The following is a 16,377-nucleotide window of genomic DNA, read 5'->3' as shown; positions in this document are numbered from 1 at the left end:
GATGGGGCTTAGTCAACGCTGCCAAAGCGCAGGAGGTTCCATGCCCACATCCACGATCGCCGGTTTTGCACTGGGTTTCAGCCTGATCCTCGCGATCGGTGCGCAAAACGCCTTTATTCTGCGGCAGGGGTTGCGGCGCGAGCATGTATTTGTTCTGTGCCTGACCTGCGCGATATCTGATGCGTTGCTGATCGGGGCAGGTGTCGCGGGATTTGGTACGCTCGCGCAGGCGGTGCCGTGGTTCGAAACCGTGATGCGTTATGGCGGAGCCGCGTTCCTAACTTGGTATGGGCTGCGCAGCTTGCATTCGGCATGGCGGGGCGGCGCGGTGATGGAGATCGGCAATGGCCAGCGCACCAGCCTGAAGGCCGCGTTGCTTACGGTACTCGCGTTCACCTGGCTGAATCCGCATGTCTATTTGGACACAGTGGTCTTGATCGGTTCAATCTCGGCGCAGTATGACGACCGTCTGGGGTTTGCGCTGGGCGCGATGACCTCCAGCTTTGTGTTCTTCTTCTCGCTTGGATACGGCGCGGGTATTTTGTCGCCTGTTTTTACGAGACCCCGGGCGTGGCAAGTACTGGATGCCGGAATTGGCGTCGTCATGCTGGGTATCGCACTGAAACTTGTTGTCATGTGAAGGGTTGTTCCTGGCTCGGTTTCGGTGTTCAACCTAGGCCATGACCTCACACACTGTTTCGTCCCGTCCTCTTGCAGGCATGTTCTGGATGTTTGCCGCCGGGCTGTCTTTTGTTGTAATGACAGCTTTGGTGAAGTCGCTGGGCACGACCATCAACCCGATTCAGGCTGCGTTCCTGCGATACGCCCTGGGCTTGGCGTTCCTTCTTCCGGCACTGCGGTCGATCATGGCGACCAAACTGACACCCCGGCTGTTGACCCTGTTCGGGGTGCGCGGGGTGGTTCATGCGGTTGCTGTTATGCTGTGGTTCTTTGCCATGACACAGATCCCCTTGGCAGAAGTCACGGCCATGAATTACATGACGCCCGTTTACGTGACTTTGGGCGCGGCCCTGTTTTTGGGGGAAAAGCTGGCCTTTCGGCGGATCGCGGCAATTCTGGTTGCTTTGGTTGGTGTGCTGATCATCCTACGGCCAGGGTTTCGAGAGGTGTCAGCGGGCCATCTGGCTATGCTGGGGACGGCGCTGACACTGGGCGGTTCTTATTTGCTGGCAAAACTGTTGGTGCGGGATGTGCCACCTTCTGTCGTCGTGGCGCATTTGTCGATTTGGGTGACGCTTGCGCTGATCCCATTTGCTGTGGCCGTCTGGACGCAACCCAGCTTGCGCGATCTCGGGGTTCTGTTTCTGGTGGCCTGTTTTGCCACCGCCGGTCATTATTTCATGACGCTGGCCTTGCAGGCTGCACCTGTGGCCGTCACGCAGCCGATCACGTTTCTTCAACTCATCTGGGCCACATTGCTGGGCGCAGTCGTGTTCCATGAAAGCGTTGATATCTGGGTCGTCGCCGGAGGCACATTGATCCTGTGCGCCGTCAGCTTCATCTCATGGCGCGAAGCAGTCCTGAATCGTCGAGACTTGACGCCCCCGAGTATTGCTCCGAAGCTGTGATACCGGCACCATCGAGACCTTCATTGATTGACGAGTCAATAAAAAACTCCTAGTTTGGAGTCATAACGCCTGTTCAGGGGGTCATGATGCCAAAAGTTGGAATGGAGCCAATCCGCCGCGATGCTATTGTCCGCGCGACAATTGCCGAGCTGGGTGTGCAGAAATCCCTTGATGTTACAGTTAGCCAAATTGCGAAACGGGCAGGTATGTCCAGCGCGCTGGCGCATCATTATTTCGGCGGCAAGGATCAGATTTTTCTGGCGGCGATGCGTCAGATCCTTTCGGATTTCGGTGATGAGGCGCGGGCCAAACTGAAGGCATCTGCTCCGGAAGGCCGGGCGCAGGCGATCATTGAGGCGTGTTTCGCCCCCTCGTGTTTCACACCTGACGTGATCGCTGCGTGGATGACCTTCTATGTTCTGGCGCAAACCAATGATGATGCACTGCGCTTGTGGCAGATCTATCAGGCACGCATCCGTTCAAACCTGATCCACGCTTTGCGCGCCAGGATGCAGGACCCGGTTGAAGCTGCTGAAAACATGATTGCTCTTATTGACGGGTTGTACATCCGCGCGGCGCTCAGCGCGCCGGAAGAACCGCAACTGGCCGTGTCACACGCGAAACGCGTGCTCAACACTCTGCTCGAGGCTGAAAAATGACAAAACCGAACGTTCTGATCCTGATGGTGGATCAGCTGAACGGAACCCTCTTTCCCGACGGTCCCGCAGACTGGCTTCATGCCCCGAACTTGAAGAAGTTGGCCGAACGTTCGACCCGGTTTGCAAACGCATACACGGCGTCGCCGCTCTGCGCGCCGGGGCGGGCCAGCTTTATGTCCGGTCAATTGCCTTCGCGCACAGGCGTCTATGACAACGCAGCTGAGTTCCGCAGCGACATCCCCACTTACGCACACCATTTGCGCCGGGCCGGGTACTATACCTGCTTGTCTGGCAAGATGCATTTTGTCGGTCCTGATCAGATGCACGGGTTCGAAGATCGTCTGACCACCGACATCTATCCGGCCGATTTTGGCTGGACCCCGGATTATCGAAAACCGGGCGAGCGGATCGACTGGTGGTACCACAATATGGGTTCTGTCACCGGTGCGGGTGTGGCCGAGATATCAAACCAGATGGAGTATGACGACGAGGTTGCCTATAACGCCAAGGCCAAGCTCTATGATCTGGCGCGCGGTAAGGATAATCGTCCGTGGTGCGTGACCGTCAGCTTCACGCATCCCCACGATCCATACGTCGCCCGCCGCAAGTACTGGGATCTGTACGAGGATTGTGAGCATCTGCTGCCCGAGGTCGCTGATATCGGCTACGACAATCAGGACCCACACGCCAAGCGTATCTTCGACGCCAATGACTGGCGCAGTTTTGACATCACCGAAGAAGACATCCGCAAATCCCGCCGCGCCTATTTTGCCAATATCTCCTATCTGGATGACAAGATCGGTGAGATCCTCGAAGTGCTGGAAACCACCCGGCAAGAGGCGATCATTCTCTTCGTCTCGGATCACGGCGATATGCTGGGCGAACGCGGCTTGTGGTTCAAAATGAACTTCTATGAAGGTTCAGCGCGTGTTCCCTTGATGATTTCATCCCCCGATCTGCCTTCAGGCCGGATCGACACTCCGGTGTCTACTATCGACGTAACGCCAACCCTTGGGGCATTGGCAGGGGTCGATATGGATGAAATTGCACCGTGGACGGATGGTGAAAACCTTGTGCCTCTTGCGCAGGGGGGCGAGCGCACCGCGCCGGTAGCGATGGAATACGCGGCAGAGGCATCTTATGCGCCGCTGGTCTCGTTGCGCTATGGCAAGTGGAAATACAACCGCTGCGCGTTGGACCCTGATCAGTTGTTTGATCTTGAGGCCGACCCTCACGAAATGACCAATCTGGCAGACAGCCCCGAACATGCAGGTACGCTTCAAACCTTGCGCGCAAAATCCGAAGCCCGCTGGGATCTGGATCGTTTTGACGCCGAAGTCCGAGCCAGCCAGGCAAGGCGCTGGGTCGTCTATGAGGCGCTGCGCCAGGGTGGATATTACCCGTGGGATTACCAGCCGCTGCAAAAAGCATCGGAACGCTACATGCGCAATCACATGGATCTGAACGTCGTCGAGGAAAACGCCCGCTTCCCGCGCGGCGAATAACCTCGTCATCTTTTCGAAAATACTCCCGCCGGAGGCATCCAGCCTTCTCGGCGGGGCAGGAGTTATGGAAATGGAAGCAGATTTTGTCATCGTTGGCGCCGGCTCTGCCGGATGCGCAATGGCATATCGTCTGAGCGAGGCAGGGGCCTCGGTTCTGGTGATCGAACATGGCGGCACCGATGCGGGGCCGTTCATCCAGATGCCAGCGGCGCTGAGCTATCCGATGAACATGTCGCGCTATGACTGGGGCTATCAATCCGAGCCTGAGCCGCAACTGAACAATCGCCGTCTGGCCTGTCCGCGCGGCAAGGTGATAGGCGGTTCGTCCTCGATCAACGGAATGGTTTATGTGCGCGGCCATGCGCGCGATTTCGACACCTGGGCCGAGATGGGTGCAGACGGGTGGTCCTATGCTGACGTACTGCCCTATTACAAGAGAATGGAAAGCTGGCATGATGGCGGCCATGGCGGGGATCCGTCGTGGCGCGGTACAGATGGCCCGCTGCATGTTTCGCGCGGTCCACGTGAAAACCCTCTGTTTAAGGCGTTTGTGGATGCCGGCCGGCAAGCCGGATACCAGGTTACGGGCGACTATAACGGCGAAAAGCAGGAAGGTTTTGGCCCGATGGAGCAGACCGTCTGGAAAGGACGGCGTTGGTCCGCAGCAAATGCCTATCTGAGACCTGCACTAAAACGCGACAATTGCGATATCGTTCGGGGTCTTGCTTCTAAAGTCGTGATGGAAAACGGTCGCGCCACAGGGGTGGAATTGATCCGTGGCGGCAAGAAAGAGGTCATTAAGGCTCGGCGTGAGGTCGTTCTGGCGGCGTCGTCGATCAACTCGCCCAAGCTGTTGATGTTGTCCGGAATCGGCCCGGCAGCGCATCTGGCTGACCATGGAATCGATATTGTGGCGGATCGTCCGGGGGTTGGCGCAAACCTGCAGGACCATCTGGAACTTTATATCCAACAAGCCTCTTTGCAGCCGATTACATTGTACAAACACTGGAACCTATTCAGTAAAGGTCTGATCGGTGCGCAATGGCTGTTTACCAAGACGGGTTTGGGGGCGTCGAACCAGTTCGAAAGTGCAGCCTTTATCCGATCGAAACCTGGTGTTGAGTACCCTGACATTCAGTATCATTTCCTGCCCATGGCAGTGCGTTATGACGGGCAGGCAGCAGCGGAAGGCCACGGGTTCCAGGCGCATGTCGGTCCGATGCGGTCTCCGTCGCGTGGATCTGTGACGCTGCGATCCGCTGAAGCTGCGGATGCGCCAGTCATAAAGTTCAATTACATGAGCCACGAAAAGGATTGGGAAGATTTCCGGACCTGTATCCGTTTAACGCGCGAAATCTTTGGTCAGGACGCGTTCGAACCCTATGCCGGCAAGGAAATCCAACCGGGCGCTTCTGTGCAATCAGACGAAGAACTGAACGGCTTTATCGCGGAGCATGCGGAAAGCGCCTATCATCCTTGCGGTACCTGCCGAATGGGGCGAGCGGATGACAAAAACGCAGTGGTCGATCCCGAAGGTCGTGTGATTGGGGTAGAGGGGCTGCGCGTTGCCGACAGTTCTATCTTCCCGCAAATTACCAACGGCAATCTTAACGCGCCGTCGATCATGGTGGGAGAGAAAGTGTCGGATTCCCTGTTGGGCAAAGACCCGTTGCCCAAAGCCAATGACCGGCCTTGGATCCACCCGAACTGGGCAACGGCACAGCGTTAACCTTTTGACATGCCCCCGCTTGAATACGCGTGATTTCAGGCGCATATCGGGGACATGTTAAGAATTTGTTTAGCTTTTGTTCTCTTTCTGCCATCTGTCGCGTTGGCCGCAGAACGATTTATGGGGCAGATTCACGTGATCGACGCCGATACATGGGGTGTGGGCGGAGTCCGGGTTCGGTTGCATGGCATTGATGCCCCCGAGATAGATCAATCCTGTCATGACACCGAAGGTTCTCGCTGGCCATGTGGTGCGTGGGTTACGCAGGTCGTTCGGCAGAGGTATCAGGGTAAAACAGCGACTTGTGTGCCATTGGACCGGGATCGCTATGGCCGGGTTGTCGCAAAATGCACGTCGGGTGGGCAGGATGCAGCAGATCAACTGGTGCGGCAGGGCCTAGCCTTTGCCTGCCTCAAATATTCCAGTGCCTACGCCAGCGTTGAGAGGGACGCAAAAAGCCGAAAATTGGGGCTTCATCAGCAGTATATTCAAGTGCCTTGGGTGCACAGGGCGGCGGGAAAGTCACGATCGACAGTGAGTTGTCGGATCAAAGGGAATATCTCTGCGAAAGGGGACCGAATTTTTCACGTACCGGGCCAAAATTTTTATGCCAAAACTGAGATTGATATGTCCAGGGGCGAACACTGGTTTTGTTCTGCCGCTGAGGCTCGCGCTGCGGGATGGCGCGCGTCTCAGCGATGAAATTTGCGTCAAATTGATCCGCGTCAAAGCGAGCGCCGCCGGACGCATCTACGACTCATTTGCAACAACTAATTATGGAGCGAACAGGTATGTCCCACACCCCGCATGAACTGGCAGAAGAGTTCCCGGACAAAGTAGAACTGATGAGCCAGCTCAAACAGTCGGACGCGCATTTTGCCCGGCTTGCTGATGAGTATCACGAAATCAATCGCGTGGTGCATCGGGCAGAAACCAATGTTGAACCGATGGAGGAATTGGCCGAAGTGGATTTGCGCAAGAAGCGGGCAGCGTTGAAAGACGAAATCTGGGCGATCTTGTCCAAAGCCTAAGCCAAAAGGCGGGGGCTCTGCCCCCGTCGCGGCCTTGGCCGCGATTCCCCCGAGGTATTTCTGGCCAGATGAAGATCAGGTGACTTCGTAGGGCAGAGTGCCGCGTAAATCGGTGTCGATGCTGAGGCGACGTTCCAGGGGCGGGACCGAGCGCTGGTGGCAGGTTTGCCGTTCGCAGATGCGGCAAGATATGCCAATCGGTTCGTAAGAACTGGCATTGTTGATATCGAGGTTGTCGGCGTAGACAAGCGCCGGAGCATGCCGAACCTCGCACCCCAAGGCAATCGCATAGCGCCGGACAGGCGCGCCGAATGACCCGCCGGATTTCGATACATCTCGCGCAAGCGAAATATAGCGAACTCCATCTGGCGTTTCCGCCAATTGCCGAAGAAAATGCCCTGGTGTTTCAAAGGCCCGATGCACGTTCCACAAGGGGCATGCGCCGCCAAATCGCGCGAATTGAAGACGGGTGGCCGAGTGCCGCTTGGTGATCGTGCCAGCCTGATCCACGCGAACGAAAAAGAATGGGATACCTTTTGCTCCGGGGCGTTGGAGCGTCGATAGCCTATGGGCAATCTGCTCGATAGAAGCGCCAAATCGATTGCTCAGCAGTTCCAGATCGTGGCGCTCCTCTTGCGCGGCGGTCAGGAAGGTCGAATAAGGCATCAAAGACGCGCCGGCGAAATAATTGGCCAGTCCAATCTTTGCAATTGACCGGGCCTCTTCGCTTTGAAACTTTGCAAAATCCAACGTTGCTTCCAGCAGCTTGTCCTGGCTGATCAAAGCAACTTGTAACAGCAATTGAAACACTTGGGTTTGCGGAGCAGCGCGCGAGGACAGGCGGAGAATCTTGCTTTCAGAATCGTATCTGCGCAGGGGGTCCATGTCTGAAAAAACGACCTGAATACCGCGTTCTGAAAGGCTGTTCAGGGCGGCCTGCCGAATCCCACCAGGCCCGTCTGCCCGGTTGGAAAACAATTCTGCTGCCCTGTCCACGGCGTCGATATAGTTGTCGCAATAATGAAAGAAATCCCGCACCTCTTCCCACGGGCTGGCCTGAATGCGGGCATCTTCCCGACCCAGTGCTTCGTCCAGTGAGGCCAGGCGCTCGTGAGTTTGGCGGTAGGTTTTGTGTAATTCGATGAATGCGCGGGCCAAAGCGGGGGCGTTCGAGGCGGTCAGGCGCAAATCGGCCAGCGGAGGTTGAATGTCGGCAAACACCGGGTCGGCCAATGCCTCGCGCATGTCGGAGACAAGGCGTTCGCTATCGCCTGTGCTGAGTTCGGTCACGTCCATGCCGAATTCTTGCGCCAGAGCCAAAACAACCGTTGTTGAAATCGGTCTGTTGTTGTTCTCCATCTGGTTCAGGTAAGGCAGGGAGACACCCAGCTTGGCTGCGAATTCCCGCTGGGTCAGGGTCAGTCGTGTGCGCATCTCGCGCAGCTTTGCACCCGCATAGAGTTTTTGAGTCGCCATTGAGGGCCTTTGCAAGTTTTCTAAACTCGAAGTCTAACTTTGCAAACCTATCCATGCAAGCTGTCAGAGCCCCAATTGCCGTTCGCGTCGGATGACGGCCGCTATGGCGCAAATGGCCAGCAGGGCGGTTGTCAACATCAGCCACAACAGTGGCATTGCGCCGGTTTCGTGGGTCAGCAATGCGCCTGCCAGTGCGCTGAGTCCCGCACCACCGCCCAACATGATAGCACCACTCAGACCCGACGCGGTCGCCGCCAGATGTGGGCGAACAGATAGGGCGCCCGATGTTGCATTGGGAATAACCATGCCGTTGCCCACACCTACAAAGGTCATAAGTCCAAAAAAACTGAGTGCCGTACCGCTACCTGCCAGAAAAAGCAGGGCTGACAGCGCGACGCCGAAGGCGTTCAACAGGCTGCCCCAAAGCACCATGCGATTGACACCAATCCGTACGGAGTATCGCCCGCTGATGAAGTTCCCCGCAAAATATCCGACGGCCGGCGCGCCAAAATAGATACCGACCTGAGCAGCGCTCAACCCAAATAATTCCGTTCCGATGAACGGAGCGCCGCCCAGATAGGCAAAGAAGGCCCCTGACGAGAAGGCGCAGGCCAGTGAATACCCCCAGAAGCGAGGTGAGGTTAGCAACTCGGGGTATTCTTTGAATTGCTGTACAAGCGATTTCCCGCTTTTCGCTGCAGTTTCGCCGAAATCCGTGAATGTAAGGAACAAGGTTAAAGTGCCGATGGCAAATGGCAGCCAGAAATTGGCCTTCCAGCCGAGCGTCTCTTCCAGAATGCCGCCTATGGCAGGGCCGATCATGGGGACCACAGCCATACCCATGGTCACATACCCGATCATCGACGCAGCCTGATCCTGATCGTACATGTCGCGTACTGCGGCGCGGCTGAGTACCATACCCACCACCACAACCGCCTGGCACATCCTGAAAACCAGAAAGATCTCGGCGTTGGGCGCGTAAATGCATCCCAGGGTCGCCAGTAGGAACAGCGCAAGACCCCAAAGCAGAACGGGTCTGCGACCTGCCTTGTCAGCGAGCGGTCCGATCACAATTTGCAGAATGGCGTTAATCAGCAGGTACAAAGCAATCGATAGCTGCATAACCTTGTAATCGGTTTCGAAATACAGCGCCATGTTGGGCAGGCTTGGCAGGAAAAGGTTCATGCTCAGGGCGGACAAGCCCGAAAGCAAGACAAGCGTTGCCAATGTAGGTGGTGTGCGCGGCACGGCGCCAGAGCTGAACTGCATGGTTCACATGTATAGCCACGGAATTTCGGAATGCCAGTCGTTGCCAAAAATCAATGCGATACTTAGCTAATTTGCAGTTATCCAGATTGGTATTGCTAGTGTTTTGCAAATTTGCGGAAAAGGTCTTTGGTTGAGCAAGTCGAGCGGGTAGTGTCGCGCCAAATTTAATAGGGGATACTCGTCATGAAAGACATCCTTTCTGAGTTGGAAGACCGCCGCGGCAACGCACGACTGGGCGGTGGGCAGAGACGGATCGATGCCCAACATTCACGTGGCAAGTTGACGGCGCGTGAGCGGATCGAGTTGTTGCTGGATGAAGGCAGTTTTGAAGAATTCGATATGTTCGTCAGCCATCGCTGCACCGAATTTGGGATGGAAAACCAAAAGCCTGCAGGTGACGGGGTTGTCACCGGCTGGGGCACGATCAATGGCCGTATGGTCTATGTGTTCAGTCAGGATTTCACCGTCTTTGGTGGATCGCTTTCGGAAACCCACGCACAGAAGATTTGCAAGATCATGGATATGGCGGTGCAGAATGGAGCACCTATCATCGGGATCAACGACTCGGGTGGGGCGCGAATCCAGGAGGGCGTTGCCTCGCTGGCAGGGTATGCCGAAGTGTTCCAGCGCAATATCACGGCGTCCGGCGTCGTTCCGCAGATCAGCGTAATCATGGGCCCATGTGCCGGTGGCGCGGTTTACAGCCCGGCGATGACCGACTTCATCTTCATGGTCAAAGATTCGTCTTACATGTTTGTGACCGGTCCCGACGTTGTCAAAACCGTCACCAACGAGGTCGTAACCGCCGAGGAACTGGGTGGTGCTTCGACACATACCAAGAAGTCTTCGGTTGCGGATGCGGCGTTTGAGAACGATGTCGAGGCTTTGGCAGAAGTCCGTCGACTGGTGGATTTCCTACCTCTAAACAATCGCGAGAAGCCCCCGGTCCGCCCCTTCTTTGACGAGCCTGGCCGGCTTGAGCCGTCGCTGGACACGCTTGTTCCTGACAATCCCAACACGCCCTACGACATGAAGGAGCTCATTACCAAGATTGCGGATGAGGGCGACTTTTACGAAATCCAGGAAGACTTTGCCAAAAACATCATCACCGGCTTTATCCGTCTAGAGGGTCAGACCGTTGGGGTCGTTGCCAACCAGCCGATGGTATTGGCGGGATGTCTAGACATTGACAGCTCGCGCAAGGCGGCGCGCTTTGTGCGTTTCTGCGATTGTTTTGAAATTCCGATCCTGACATTCGTGGATGTTCCGGGCTTCCTGCCGGGCACGCAGCAGGAATATAGTGGTGTGATCAAACATGGCGCGAAGCTGCTTTATGCCTATGGCGAGGCCACAGTGCCCAAAGTGACCGTGATCACGCGAAAAGCCTATGGCGGTGCTTATGTGGTTATGGCGTCCAAGCACCTGCGCGGTGATTTCAACTATGCCTGGCCTACAGCCGAGATCGCTGTGATGGGTGCAAAAGGCGCAACTGAAATCATCCACCGTGCTGACCTCGGAAATGCGGAAAAGACAGCACAGCACGTCGCGGATTACGAAGATCGGTTTGCGAATCCCTTTGTTGCGGCCGAGCGCGGCTTTGTCGATGAGGTGATCATGCCTCAATCGACCCGCCGCCGCGTGTCCCGGGCATTTGCCAGTCTGCGAGGTAAGCAGCTGAAGAACCCTTGGAAAAAGCACGACAATATCCCGCTGTGATCAATCCGGGGCAGCGCAGCCTGCCCTGGTGTTCCTTCACGCCGTCCGGCTGAAGTTTGGGCGAATATTGCCCAAAATTGAGGCGGAATTGACAAGAATCGGCAAATAGTTGAATGATCCGACCCGTTAGACATAGATCAGCGCAGTTCAAAAGCACTGCGCGCGCGATCCCGGAAGGAGGAGCTTGCCCTTGGCGAGTCCGGGGTCGCGCCATTTGTCTGATGTTCAGTGCGCTCTGTTCTCCGGGTCTTGCTCAATCAGATGCGCCGTTGCCGGTACCCTCGGGCCAACCTGTGCATTTGGATGACGTTCTGCTTGATAACAATCCGGGCGAGTTGTGGGTGCGCTTTCGTTTCATTGCGCCAAGGATCGGCGGGACGGTAGGGCGGATCACTTATGATGTGGCGTCCAAGGATATGGAGCACTTGTGCCAAATTCTGGCGGTTCCCTATGTGGCCAAACATGAGCTGCAGCCTGCGCGGGTTGTCATTTCGTTGTCGGACAGACCGCTGGAATTTGGCGATGTCGCCCCGGACGCGACGCAATTTTTTGAAGCCTACCGGCTGGAGCAGTCCCGGTGTATCTGGGAGGGGCTTTGATCATGAACTTTTCCCGTCATGACGTCAGAGCATCTCAGACCAACGGTGCGGCTTTGGAGGTGCGCAACATGATTCCATCCCTTTTCGGGCATGATTTGTCCTTGTCTGTACGTGTTAAGCCGGGGGTGCTGACATGTTGAAGCATCGTGGCTTCCCCGGTCGCCTGACCGGTACGGATTTTCAGTTCACCATTCGTCGCGCCAATCCAAAAGGTGTGACGCCTCTGACCCGTCGGGAACGGTTTCGCGATCGCAGGCCTGCTGACAAGCGCGCAGATACCGCGTTCATGGAAGCGCTTTGGGTTCATTTCGGTGATCAGCCGTTCGAACGGGGCAACCTGGATGCAGGTCGCCTGAGCTGGTTGTTCGGGCGCGAGGTGGTTCCTGCAGAGGATCCGTTTGATCCGGCCAGTTATGATGCACTTTTGGTCATTGATGTGGATGCGGCTCGCGCATCCTTTCCTGATGTCATCGACGAGTTGGGCTGATTTTGACATTGGCTACCGCATATCAGAGAGCCGAACCCGGTGTTGCGGCGATCCTGCCCAAAGCCGGGCAGGATCTATGTGCGGTGTCAGAAGTTCAGCTGAGCGGCAAGCTGAACGCGATTGCCATCAAAGGTACGGCCGGTGGACGCGTCGTTCCGCTCACCATAGATGTACTCGGCGCTGAGGGTCAGATTGTCGGTCGCCTTGTAGAACGCGTTGACGTGGATCGTTTCCAGCTCGGTGAAGGACAATGTGCCGGTCGAGGTGGGAAGGTCATAATCTTCGCGACCATATGCAATGCCGACATTCCACTTCGGACTCAGGTCTTGTCTGAACTCGATAGTGTAGCCGTCAACATCATTCGCCTGACCTCCGACAATCGCATCTCCAATGCCGACGAGGTATGGGCCAAGGGCCTCACCCGTTACATAGTTGACCTGGAACAGCCCGCCTTGCCACGGGCGTACCGAGGCAGAGGCAGTAAAGCCTGTTTGGTCAACTTCAACACTGCCGGAATTGGCTTTGCCGTAAAGCACCGCACCGCGTGCGATGTAGGTGCCGTCGTTGTATTCCGCCGAGGCCGTGAGGACCGGATCGTCAGAGTTCGAACCGCTGACATTTTCTTCGACCGAAACGGCAAACTGAGCATTGCTTCCAAGCTGTCCAGTGTAACGCAGCTGCGGAACACGGGCGAAGGCGACGCCGACCGGGCCGTTGAATTCGACCGAGGTAGGATAGGAATCAAGCGGTTGGAAGTTGGTCCAGTACTGACCGATCAGGTACTGGTCCCCGATCGTGATGTTTGCGTGACGCACACGCAGCTCAGCGGTACCACCCGAGCCAAACAAGTCAAGTTCCAACTGCCCGCCGATGTCTCCGATTCCGCTTGGCGTGGAGGTGCGCAATCCGATCCGCGATTGGCGCACCGTGGCGCCAAAGGTGCCATCAGTCGCGGCAGAAGGTTCACCGATAACATTCACGAAGGCAGTGTCGCCCTGATCGAATTCGAAGTCATAGAAGAAATCGGCCTTGACGTAACCGTAAACGTCCAAAGTGGTGTTACCGATCCGAAAATCTCCGTCGGCGGTGCTGTTATTCGCGGATTCCAGCGCCTCGACCCTCGCGCGCAGTGCGTCGAGCTCGGCTTGGGTCTGGGCTTCCTGAGCATAAGCAAGGGTGCTGGTCACACTGAGTGCAGAGGCAGCAAGCAGGAGTGCCTTCAGTCTTGTAGTCGTCATGTGGGTATTTCCTTGTGTGCGAGTGTGCAAACCCAACGTTTCACGCGTTCAGTAGCGACGGGAATCACAAGGGTGAGACGAAAAACTATAATTTTCTCATGGAATTGTGTGGCTGAAGCTAAGAAAAATCACGACTGGGTGAACCGATCTGTCAACCATATGAATCCAAATACGATTTTGCTTATCAAACAAGTGTCATGCCGTGATGCCGCGTGTGTAAAGCTTCTGTGCGAGGAGCCGGTTTGTAACAGAAATGTGACGGGCAAGATGGCTTCGCTATCCGTGGGTCGTAAAAGAGGTTTCGGCGCAAACTTGCGCGAGGTCTCGCTGCATGGGCAGATTCCAGCCGAGACAACGCGCAGAAACAATGCTGTGTTTTCTGGTGAGATTGTGGCGTGCAAGGTGAACGAGCCGTGCGGCTCTACTTTGCCTGCGCCGCACGTGCACCTACTATTCCGTACCCCTTCCTCACGCGGGCAGGCTTGTGTTCCCCACAAAGACCTGTCCGCGTTTTTCTTTTTGCGAGAACGCGGCGAACAAAGGCAAAAACCTGCACAAATTCTGCCTGTACACTCTTTGATATTGAATAACAGTCTGCGTTTCGCGCATCTGACGCCCAACAAACCAAGAAACCAAAAAGGGCAGATATCATGCGAATCTCACGGCTCATCTTTGTTGCGACGATCTGCGCGGGCTTGGCTGCGTGCGGCGACACCACAGGCGAACAGGCTATCCTGGGTGGTGGGGCCGGCGCTGTCGGCGCAGCCGTCCTCAATGCCGACCCGCTTTTCGGCGCGGCCGTCGGCGCAGCGGGCAACGTGCTTTACTGCAAAACGCAGAACACCTGTAACTAACGCATCATTTTGGGGGCGCCTTTCGTCCCGTCCGTCATCGCGCATCACGCCGTCGCGGGGATCGTTACCTGCGGCGGCGTTTTGCGTTTCCAGAACACCAAGCCAAAGGACGTTCCATGTTCAATAAGATCCTGATCGCCAACCGGGGCGAGATCGCCTGCCGGGTCATCAAAACCGCCCGCAAAATGGGTATCGGCACAGTTGCCATTTATTCGGACGCGGACAAGAACGCGCTTCATGTGTCGATGGCAGATGAAGCCGTGCACATTGGGCCGCCGCCAGCCAATCAGTCTTACATCGTGATCGACAAGGTCGTGGACGCTATCCGCCAAAGCGGTGCACAGGCCGTTCACCCTGGTTATGGCTTCCTGTCGGAAAATGCCAAATTCGCCGAAGCGCTGGAAGCCGAAGGCGTGGCCTTTGTCGGCCCCCCGAAAGGCGCGATCGAAGCGATGGGCGACAAGATCACCTCGAAGAAAATTGCTCAGGACGCAAATGTTTCGACGGTTCCAGGCTACATGGGCTTGATCGAAGATGCGGATGAGGCGGTCAAAATCTCGAATGAGATAGGTTATCCGGTCATGATCAAGGCCAGCGCCGGGGGCGGTGGTAAAGGCATGCGGATCGCGTGGAACGACGAAGAAGCGCGCGAGGGCTTCCAGTCGTCCAAGAACGAGGCCGCGAACTCGTTCGGGGATGACCGGATTTTTATCGAGAAATTCGTCACCCAGCCGCGCCACATCGAAATTCAGGTTTTGTGTGACAGCCACGGAAACGGGATCTATTTGGGCGAGCGCGAATGCTCGATCCAGCGCCGGAATCAGAAAGTAGTGGAAGAGGCACCGTCGCCATTTCTTGATGAAGCAACCCGTAAGGCGATGGGCGAACAAGCTGTGGCCTTGGCCAAGGCCGTGGGTTATTCCAGCGCAGGTACGGTGGAATTCATCGTCGATGGGGAAAAGAACTTCTACTTCCTCGAAATGAACACCCGCCTGCAGGTGGAACACCCGGTCACTGAGCTGATCACAGGCGTTGATCTGGTGGAACAAATGATCCGCGTGGCCGCTGGTGAGCCATTGTCGATCACGCAAGACGACGTGACGCTGACTGGCTGGGCGATTGAAAACCGCCTGTATGCGGAAGATCCCTATCGCAACTTCCTGCCCTCGATTGGCCGTCTGACCCGTTATCGCCCACCGCAAGAGGTTGCGGCTGGTCCGATGCTGGTCAACGGCAAATGGCAGGGCGACGCGCACGAAGGTGAAGCGGCAGTGCGCAACGATACCGGCGTCTACGAGGGCGGCGAGATCAGCATGTATTACGACCCGATGATTGCAAAACTCTGCACCTGGGCACCGACCCGCGAAGCCGCGATTGAGGCGATGCGCGTTGCCCTGGACAGTTTCGAGGTTGAAGGCATTGGTCACAACTTGCCGTTCCTGTCTGCTGTGATGGACCACCCGAAGTTCATCAGTGGTGACATGACCACGGCTTTCATTGCCGAAGAATATCCCGATGGGTTTGAGGGCGTATCCTTGCCCGAAGATGACCTGCGCCGGATCGCGGCGTCCTGTGCGGCCATGCACCGTGTGGCCGAAATCCGCCGCACCCGCGTGTCGGGTCGGATGGACAATCATGAACGCAAAGTTGGCAAACGCTGGGTTGTATCGCTGGAAGGTCACGAATTGCCGGTTCAGGTGAACGCTGACAAAGAAGGTGCAACCGTCAAGTTCGAAGATGGCTCGACCCTGCGTGTGGCCTCGGATTGGACGCCGGGTGATCAACTGGCCGTATTAGATGTCGATGGCAGCCCGTTGGTTCTGAAGGTGGGCAAGGTTTCGGGCGGGTTCCGCATTCGCAACCGGGGGGCCGATTTGAAGGTTCTGGTGCGCCGTCCGCGTCAGGCAGAGCTGGCCAAACTGATGCCAGAAAAACTGCCGCCGGATACCTCGAAAATGCTGCTGTGCCCGATGCCAGGCCTGGTCGTGAAGATCGACGTGGAAGTCGGGCAAGAGGTACAGGAAGGTCAGGCGTTGTGCACGATTGAGGCGATGAAGATGGAGAACATCCTGCGCGCCGAGAAGAAGGGCACTGTTGCCAAGATCAATGCTGGTCCCGGCGACAGCCTTGCCGTAGACGAAGTGATCATCGAGTTCGAATGATCATGAAGACGCTTTCGACACATCTTCCAAAGGCTCCGGCGTGCCACGCCGGAGGCCGTGGAG

The 16,377-nt window shown here is 56.5% G+C and carries 15 protein-coding genes; 12 read left to right on the top strand and 3 right to left on the bottom strand.

Features of this window, described 5'->3' with window-relative positions:
* Positions 1 to 40 precede the first annotated feature (40 nt).
* The 7 genes from GOV85_RS04660 (at position 41) to GOV85_RS04630 (ending at position 6,513) form a co-directional block, all read left to right on the top strand.
* Positions 41 to 640, top strand: a complete 600-nt coding sequence (locus GOV85_RS04660) for a LysE/ArgO family amino acid transporter (protein ID WP_171175467.1) — start codon at positions 41 to 43, stop codon at positions 638 to 640.
* A gap of 40 nt (positions 641 to 680) precedes the next feature.
* The gene (locus GOV85_RS04655) at positions 681 to 1,589 is read left to right on the top strand and encodes a DMT family transporter (RefSeq protein ID WP_171175465.1); all 909 of its coding nucleotides are present in this window, start codon (positions 681 to 683) and stop codon (positions 1,587 to 1,589) included.
* Between the two features lie 86 nt (positions 1,590 to 1,675).
* On the top strand, positions 1,676 to 2,248 hold the full coding sequence (betI, locus tag GOV85_RS04650; RefSeq protein ID WP_171175463.1) for a transcriptional regulator BetI: 573 nt from the start codon (positions 1,676 to 1,678) through the stop codon (positions 2,246 to 2,248).
* The gene (betC, locus tag GOV85_RS04645) at positions 2,245 to 3,753 is read left to right on the top strand and encodes a choline-sulfatase (protein WP_171175460.1); all 1,509 of its coding nucleotides are present in this window, start codon (positions 2,245 to 2,247) and stop codon (positions 3,751 to 3,753) included. The genes betI and betC overlap by 4 nt, the downstream gene beginning before the upstream one ends.
* A 70-nt stretch (positions 3,754 to 3,823) precedes the next feature.
* Positions 3,824 to 5,482, top strand: a complete 1,659-nt coding sequence (gene betA / locus GOV85_RS04640; protein ID WP_171175458.1) for a choline dehydrogenase — start codon at positions 3,824 to 3,826, stop codon at positions 5,480 to 5,482.
* A gap of 54 nt (positions 5,483 to 5,536) precedes the next feature.
* Positions 5,537 to 6,184: a thermonuclease family protein gene (locus tag GOV85_RS04635; protein ID WP_171175449.1), complete on the top strand. Its 648-nt coding sequence runs from the start codon at positions 5,537 to 5,539 to the stop codon at positions 6,182 to 6,184.
* An 89-nt stretch (positions 6,185 to 6,273) separates the two neighbouring features.
* Positions 6,274 to 6,513 (top strand): YdcH family protein, encoded by a 240-nt coding sequence (locus GOV85_RS04630; protein WP_171175447.1) that lies wholly within the window; start codon positions 6,274 to 6,276, stop codon positions 6,511 to 6,513.
* Positions 6,514 to 6,588: 75 nt separating this feature from the next.
* Here the strand turns inward: GOV85_RS04630 and GOV85_RS04625 are convergent, their stop codons facing one another.
* Both GOV85_RS04625 and GOV85_RS04620 read right to left on the bottom strand, forming a co-directional pair.
* Positions 6,589 to 7,989, bottom strand: coding sequence for a short-chain fatty acyl-CoA regulator family protein (locus tag GOV85_RS04625; RefSeq protein ID WP_171175445.1), 1,401 nt, complete (start codon positions 7,987 to 7,989; stop codon positions 6,589 to 6,591).
* A gap of 63 nt (positions 7,990 to 8,052) precedes the next feature.
* Positions 8,053 to 9,258: a multidrug effflux MFS transporter gene (locus GOV85_RS04620; RefSeq protein WP_171175443.1), complete on the bottom strand. Its 1,206-nt coding sequence runs from the start codon at positions 9,256 to 9,258 to the stop codon at positions 8,053 to 8,055.
* A 183-nt stretch (positions 9,259 to 9,441) separates the two neighbouring features.
* Here GOV85_RS04620 and GOV85_RS04615 point away from each other — a divergent pair, with 183 nt between their 5' ends.
* The 3 genes from GOV85_RS04615 to GOV85_RS04605 all read left to right on the top strand — a co-directional run bounded on the left by GOV85_RS04615 (position 9,442) and on the right by GOV85_RS04605 (position 12,060).
* Complete coding sequence (locus GOV85_RS04615) at positions 9,442 to 10,974, top strand: acyl-CoA carboxylase subunit beta (RefSeq protein ID WP_171175441.1); 1,533 nt, start codon at positions 9,442 to 9,444, stop codon at positions 10,972 to 10,974.
* A gap of 113 nt (positions 10,975 to 11,087) precedes the next feature.
* Complete coding sequence (locus tag GOV85_RS04610; protein ID WP_171175439.1) at positions 11,088 to 11,573, top strand: DUF6497 family protein; 486 nt, start codon at positions 11,088 to 11,090, stop codon at positions 11,571 to 11,573.
* A 133-nt stretch (positions 11,574 to 11,706) separates the two neighbouring features.
* Positions 11,707 to 12,060: a hypothetical protein gene (locus GOV85_RS04605; protein ID WP_171175437.1), complete on the top strand. Its 354-nt coding sequence runs from the start codon at positions 11,707 to 11,709 to the stop codon at positions 12,058 to 12,060.
* A gap of 86 nt (positions 12,061 to 12,146) precedes the next feature.
* Here GOV85_RS04605 and GOV85_RS04600 read toward each other — a convergent pair whose 3' ends face one another.
* The gene (locus tag GOV85_RS04600) at positions 12,147 to 13,298 is read right to left on the bottom strand and encodes a DcaP family trimeric outer membrane transporter (protein WP_171175435.1); all 1,152 of its coding nucleotides are present in this window, start codon (positions 13,296 to 13,298) and stop codon (positions 12,147 to 12,149) included.
* Between the two features lie 650 nt (positions 13,299 to 13,948).
* Between GOV85_RS04600 and GOV85_RS04595 the strand changes: the two genes are divergently transcribed.
* Both GOV85_RS04595 and GOV85_RS04590 read left to right on the top strand, forming a co-directional pair.
* Entirely contained in the window at positions 13,949 to 14,152 is a 204-nt protein-coding gene (locus tag GOV85_RS04595; protein WP_171175434.1) for a hypothetical protein, read from the top strand.
* A gap of 116 nt (positions 14,153 to 14,268) precedes the next feature.
* Entirely contained in the window at positions 14,269 to 16,314 is a 2,046-nt protein-coding gene (locus GOV85_RS04590; protein ID WP_171175432.1) for an acetyl/propionyl/methylcrotonyl-CoA carboxylase subunit alpha, read from the top strand.
* Positions 16,315 to 16,377 lie beyond the last annotated feature (63 nt).

Origin of the sequence: Ruegeria sp. HKCCA4633 (assembly GCF_013034605.1) — a bacterium.
GTDB lineage: Bacteria > Pseudomonadota > Alphaproteobacteria > Rhodobacterales > Rhodobacteraceae > Ruegeria.
The sequence above is the reverse complement of the archived record's forward strand: the minus strand, read 5'-3'. Positions and strand labels throughout refer to the sequence as shown.

What these genes read in the sequence shown, in the direction of transcription:
- GOV85_RS04660 (WP_171175467.1), top strand. Translation starts at nt 41, where the DNA reads ATGCCCACATCCACGATCGCCGGTTTTGCACTGGGTTTCAGCCTGATC.
- GOV85_RS04655 (WP_171175465.1), top strand. Translation starts at nt 681, where the DNA reads ATGACCTCACACACTGTTTCGTCCCGTCCTCTTGCAGGCATGTTCTGG.
- betI (WP_171175463.1), top strand. Translation starts at nt 1,676, where the DNA reads ATGCCAAAAGTTGGAATGGAGCCAATCCGCCGCGATGCTATTGTCCGC.
- betC (WP_171175460.1), top strand. Translation starts at nt 2,245, where the DNA reads ATGACAAAACCGAACGTTCTGATCCTGATGGTGGATCAGCTGAACGGA.
- betA (WP_171175458.1), top strand. Translation starts at nt 3,824, where the DNA reads ATGGAAGCAGATTTTGTCATCGTTGGCGCCGGCTCTGCCGGATGCGCA.
- GOV85_RS04635 (WP_171175449.1), top strand. Translation starts at nt 5,537, where the DNA reads ATGTTAAGAATTTGTTTAGCTTTTGTTCTCTTTCTGCCATCTGTCGCG.
- GOV85_RS04630 (WP_171175447.1), top strand. Translation starts at nt 6,274, where the DNA reads ATGTCCCACACCCCGCATGAACTGGCAGAAGAGTTCCCGGACAAAGTA.
- GOV85_RS04625 (WP_171175445.1), bottom strand. Translation starts at nt 7,989, where the DNA reads ATGGCGACTCAAAAACTCTATGCGGGTGCAAAGCTGCGCGAGATGCGC.
- GOV85_RS04620 (WP_171175443.1), bottom strand. Translation starts at nt 9,258, where the DNA reads ATGCAGTTCAGCTCTGGCGCCGTGCCGCGCACACCACCTACATTGGCA.
- GOV85_RS04615 (WP_171175441.1), top strand. Translation starts at nt 9,442, where the DNA reads ATGAAAGACATCCTTTCTGAGTTGGAAGACCGCCGCGGCAACGCACGA.
- GOV85_RS04610 (WP_171175439.1), top strand. Translation starts at nt 11,088, where the DNA reads ATGATCCGACCCGTTAGACATAGATCAGCGCAGTTCAAAAGCACTGCG.
- GOV85_RS04605 (WP_171175437.1), top strand. Translation starts at nt 11,707, where the DNA reads ATGTTGAAGCATCGTGGCTTCCCCGGTCGCCTGACCGGTACGGATTTT.
- GOV85_RS04600 (WP_171175435.1), bottom strand. Translation starts at nt 13,298, where the DNA reads ATGACGACTACAAGACTGAAGGCACTCCTGCTTGCTGCCTCTGCACTC.
- GOV85_RS04595 (WP_171175434.1), top strand. Translation starts at nt 13,949, where the DNA reads ATGCGAATCTCACGGCTCATCTTTGTTGCGACGATCTGCGCGGGCTTG.
- GOV85_RS04590 (WP_171175432.1), top strand. Translation starts at nt 14,269, where the DNA reads ATGTTCAATAAGATCCTGATCGCCAACCGGGGCGAGATCGCCTGCCGG.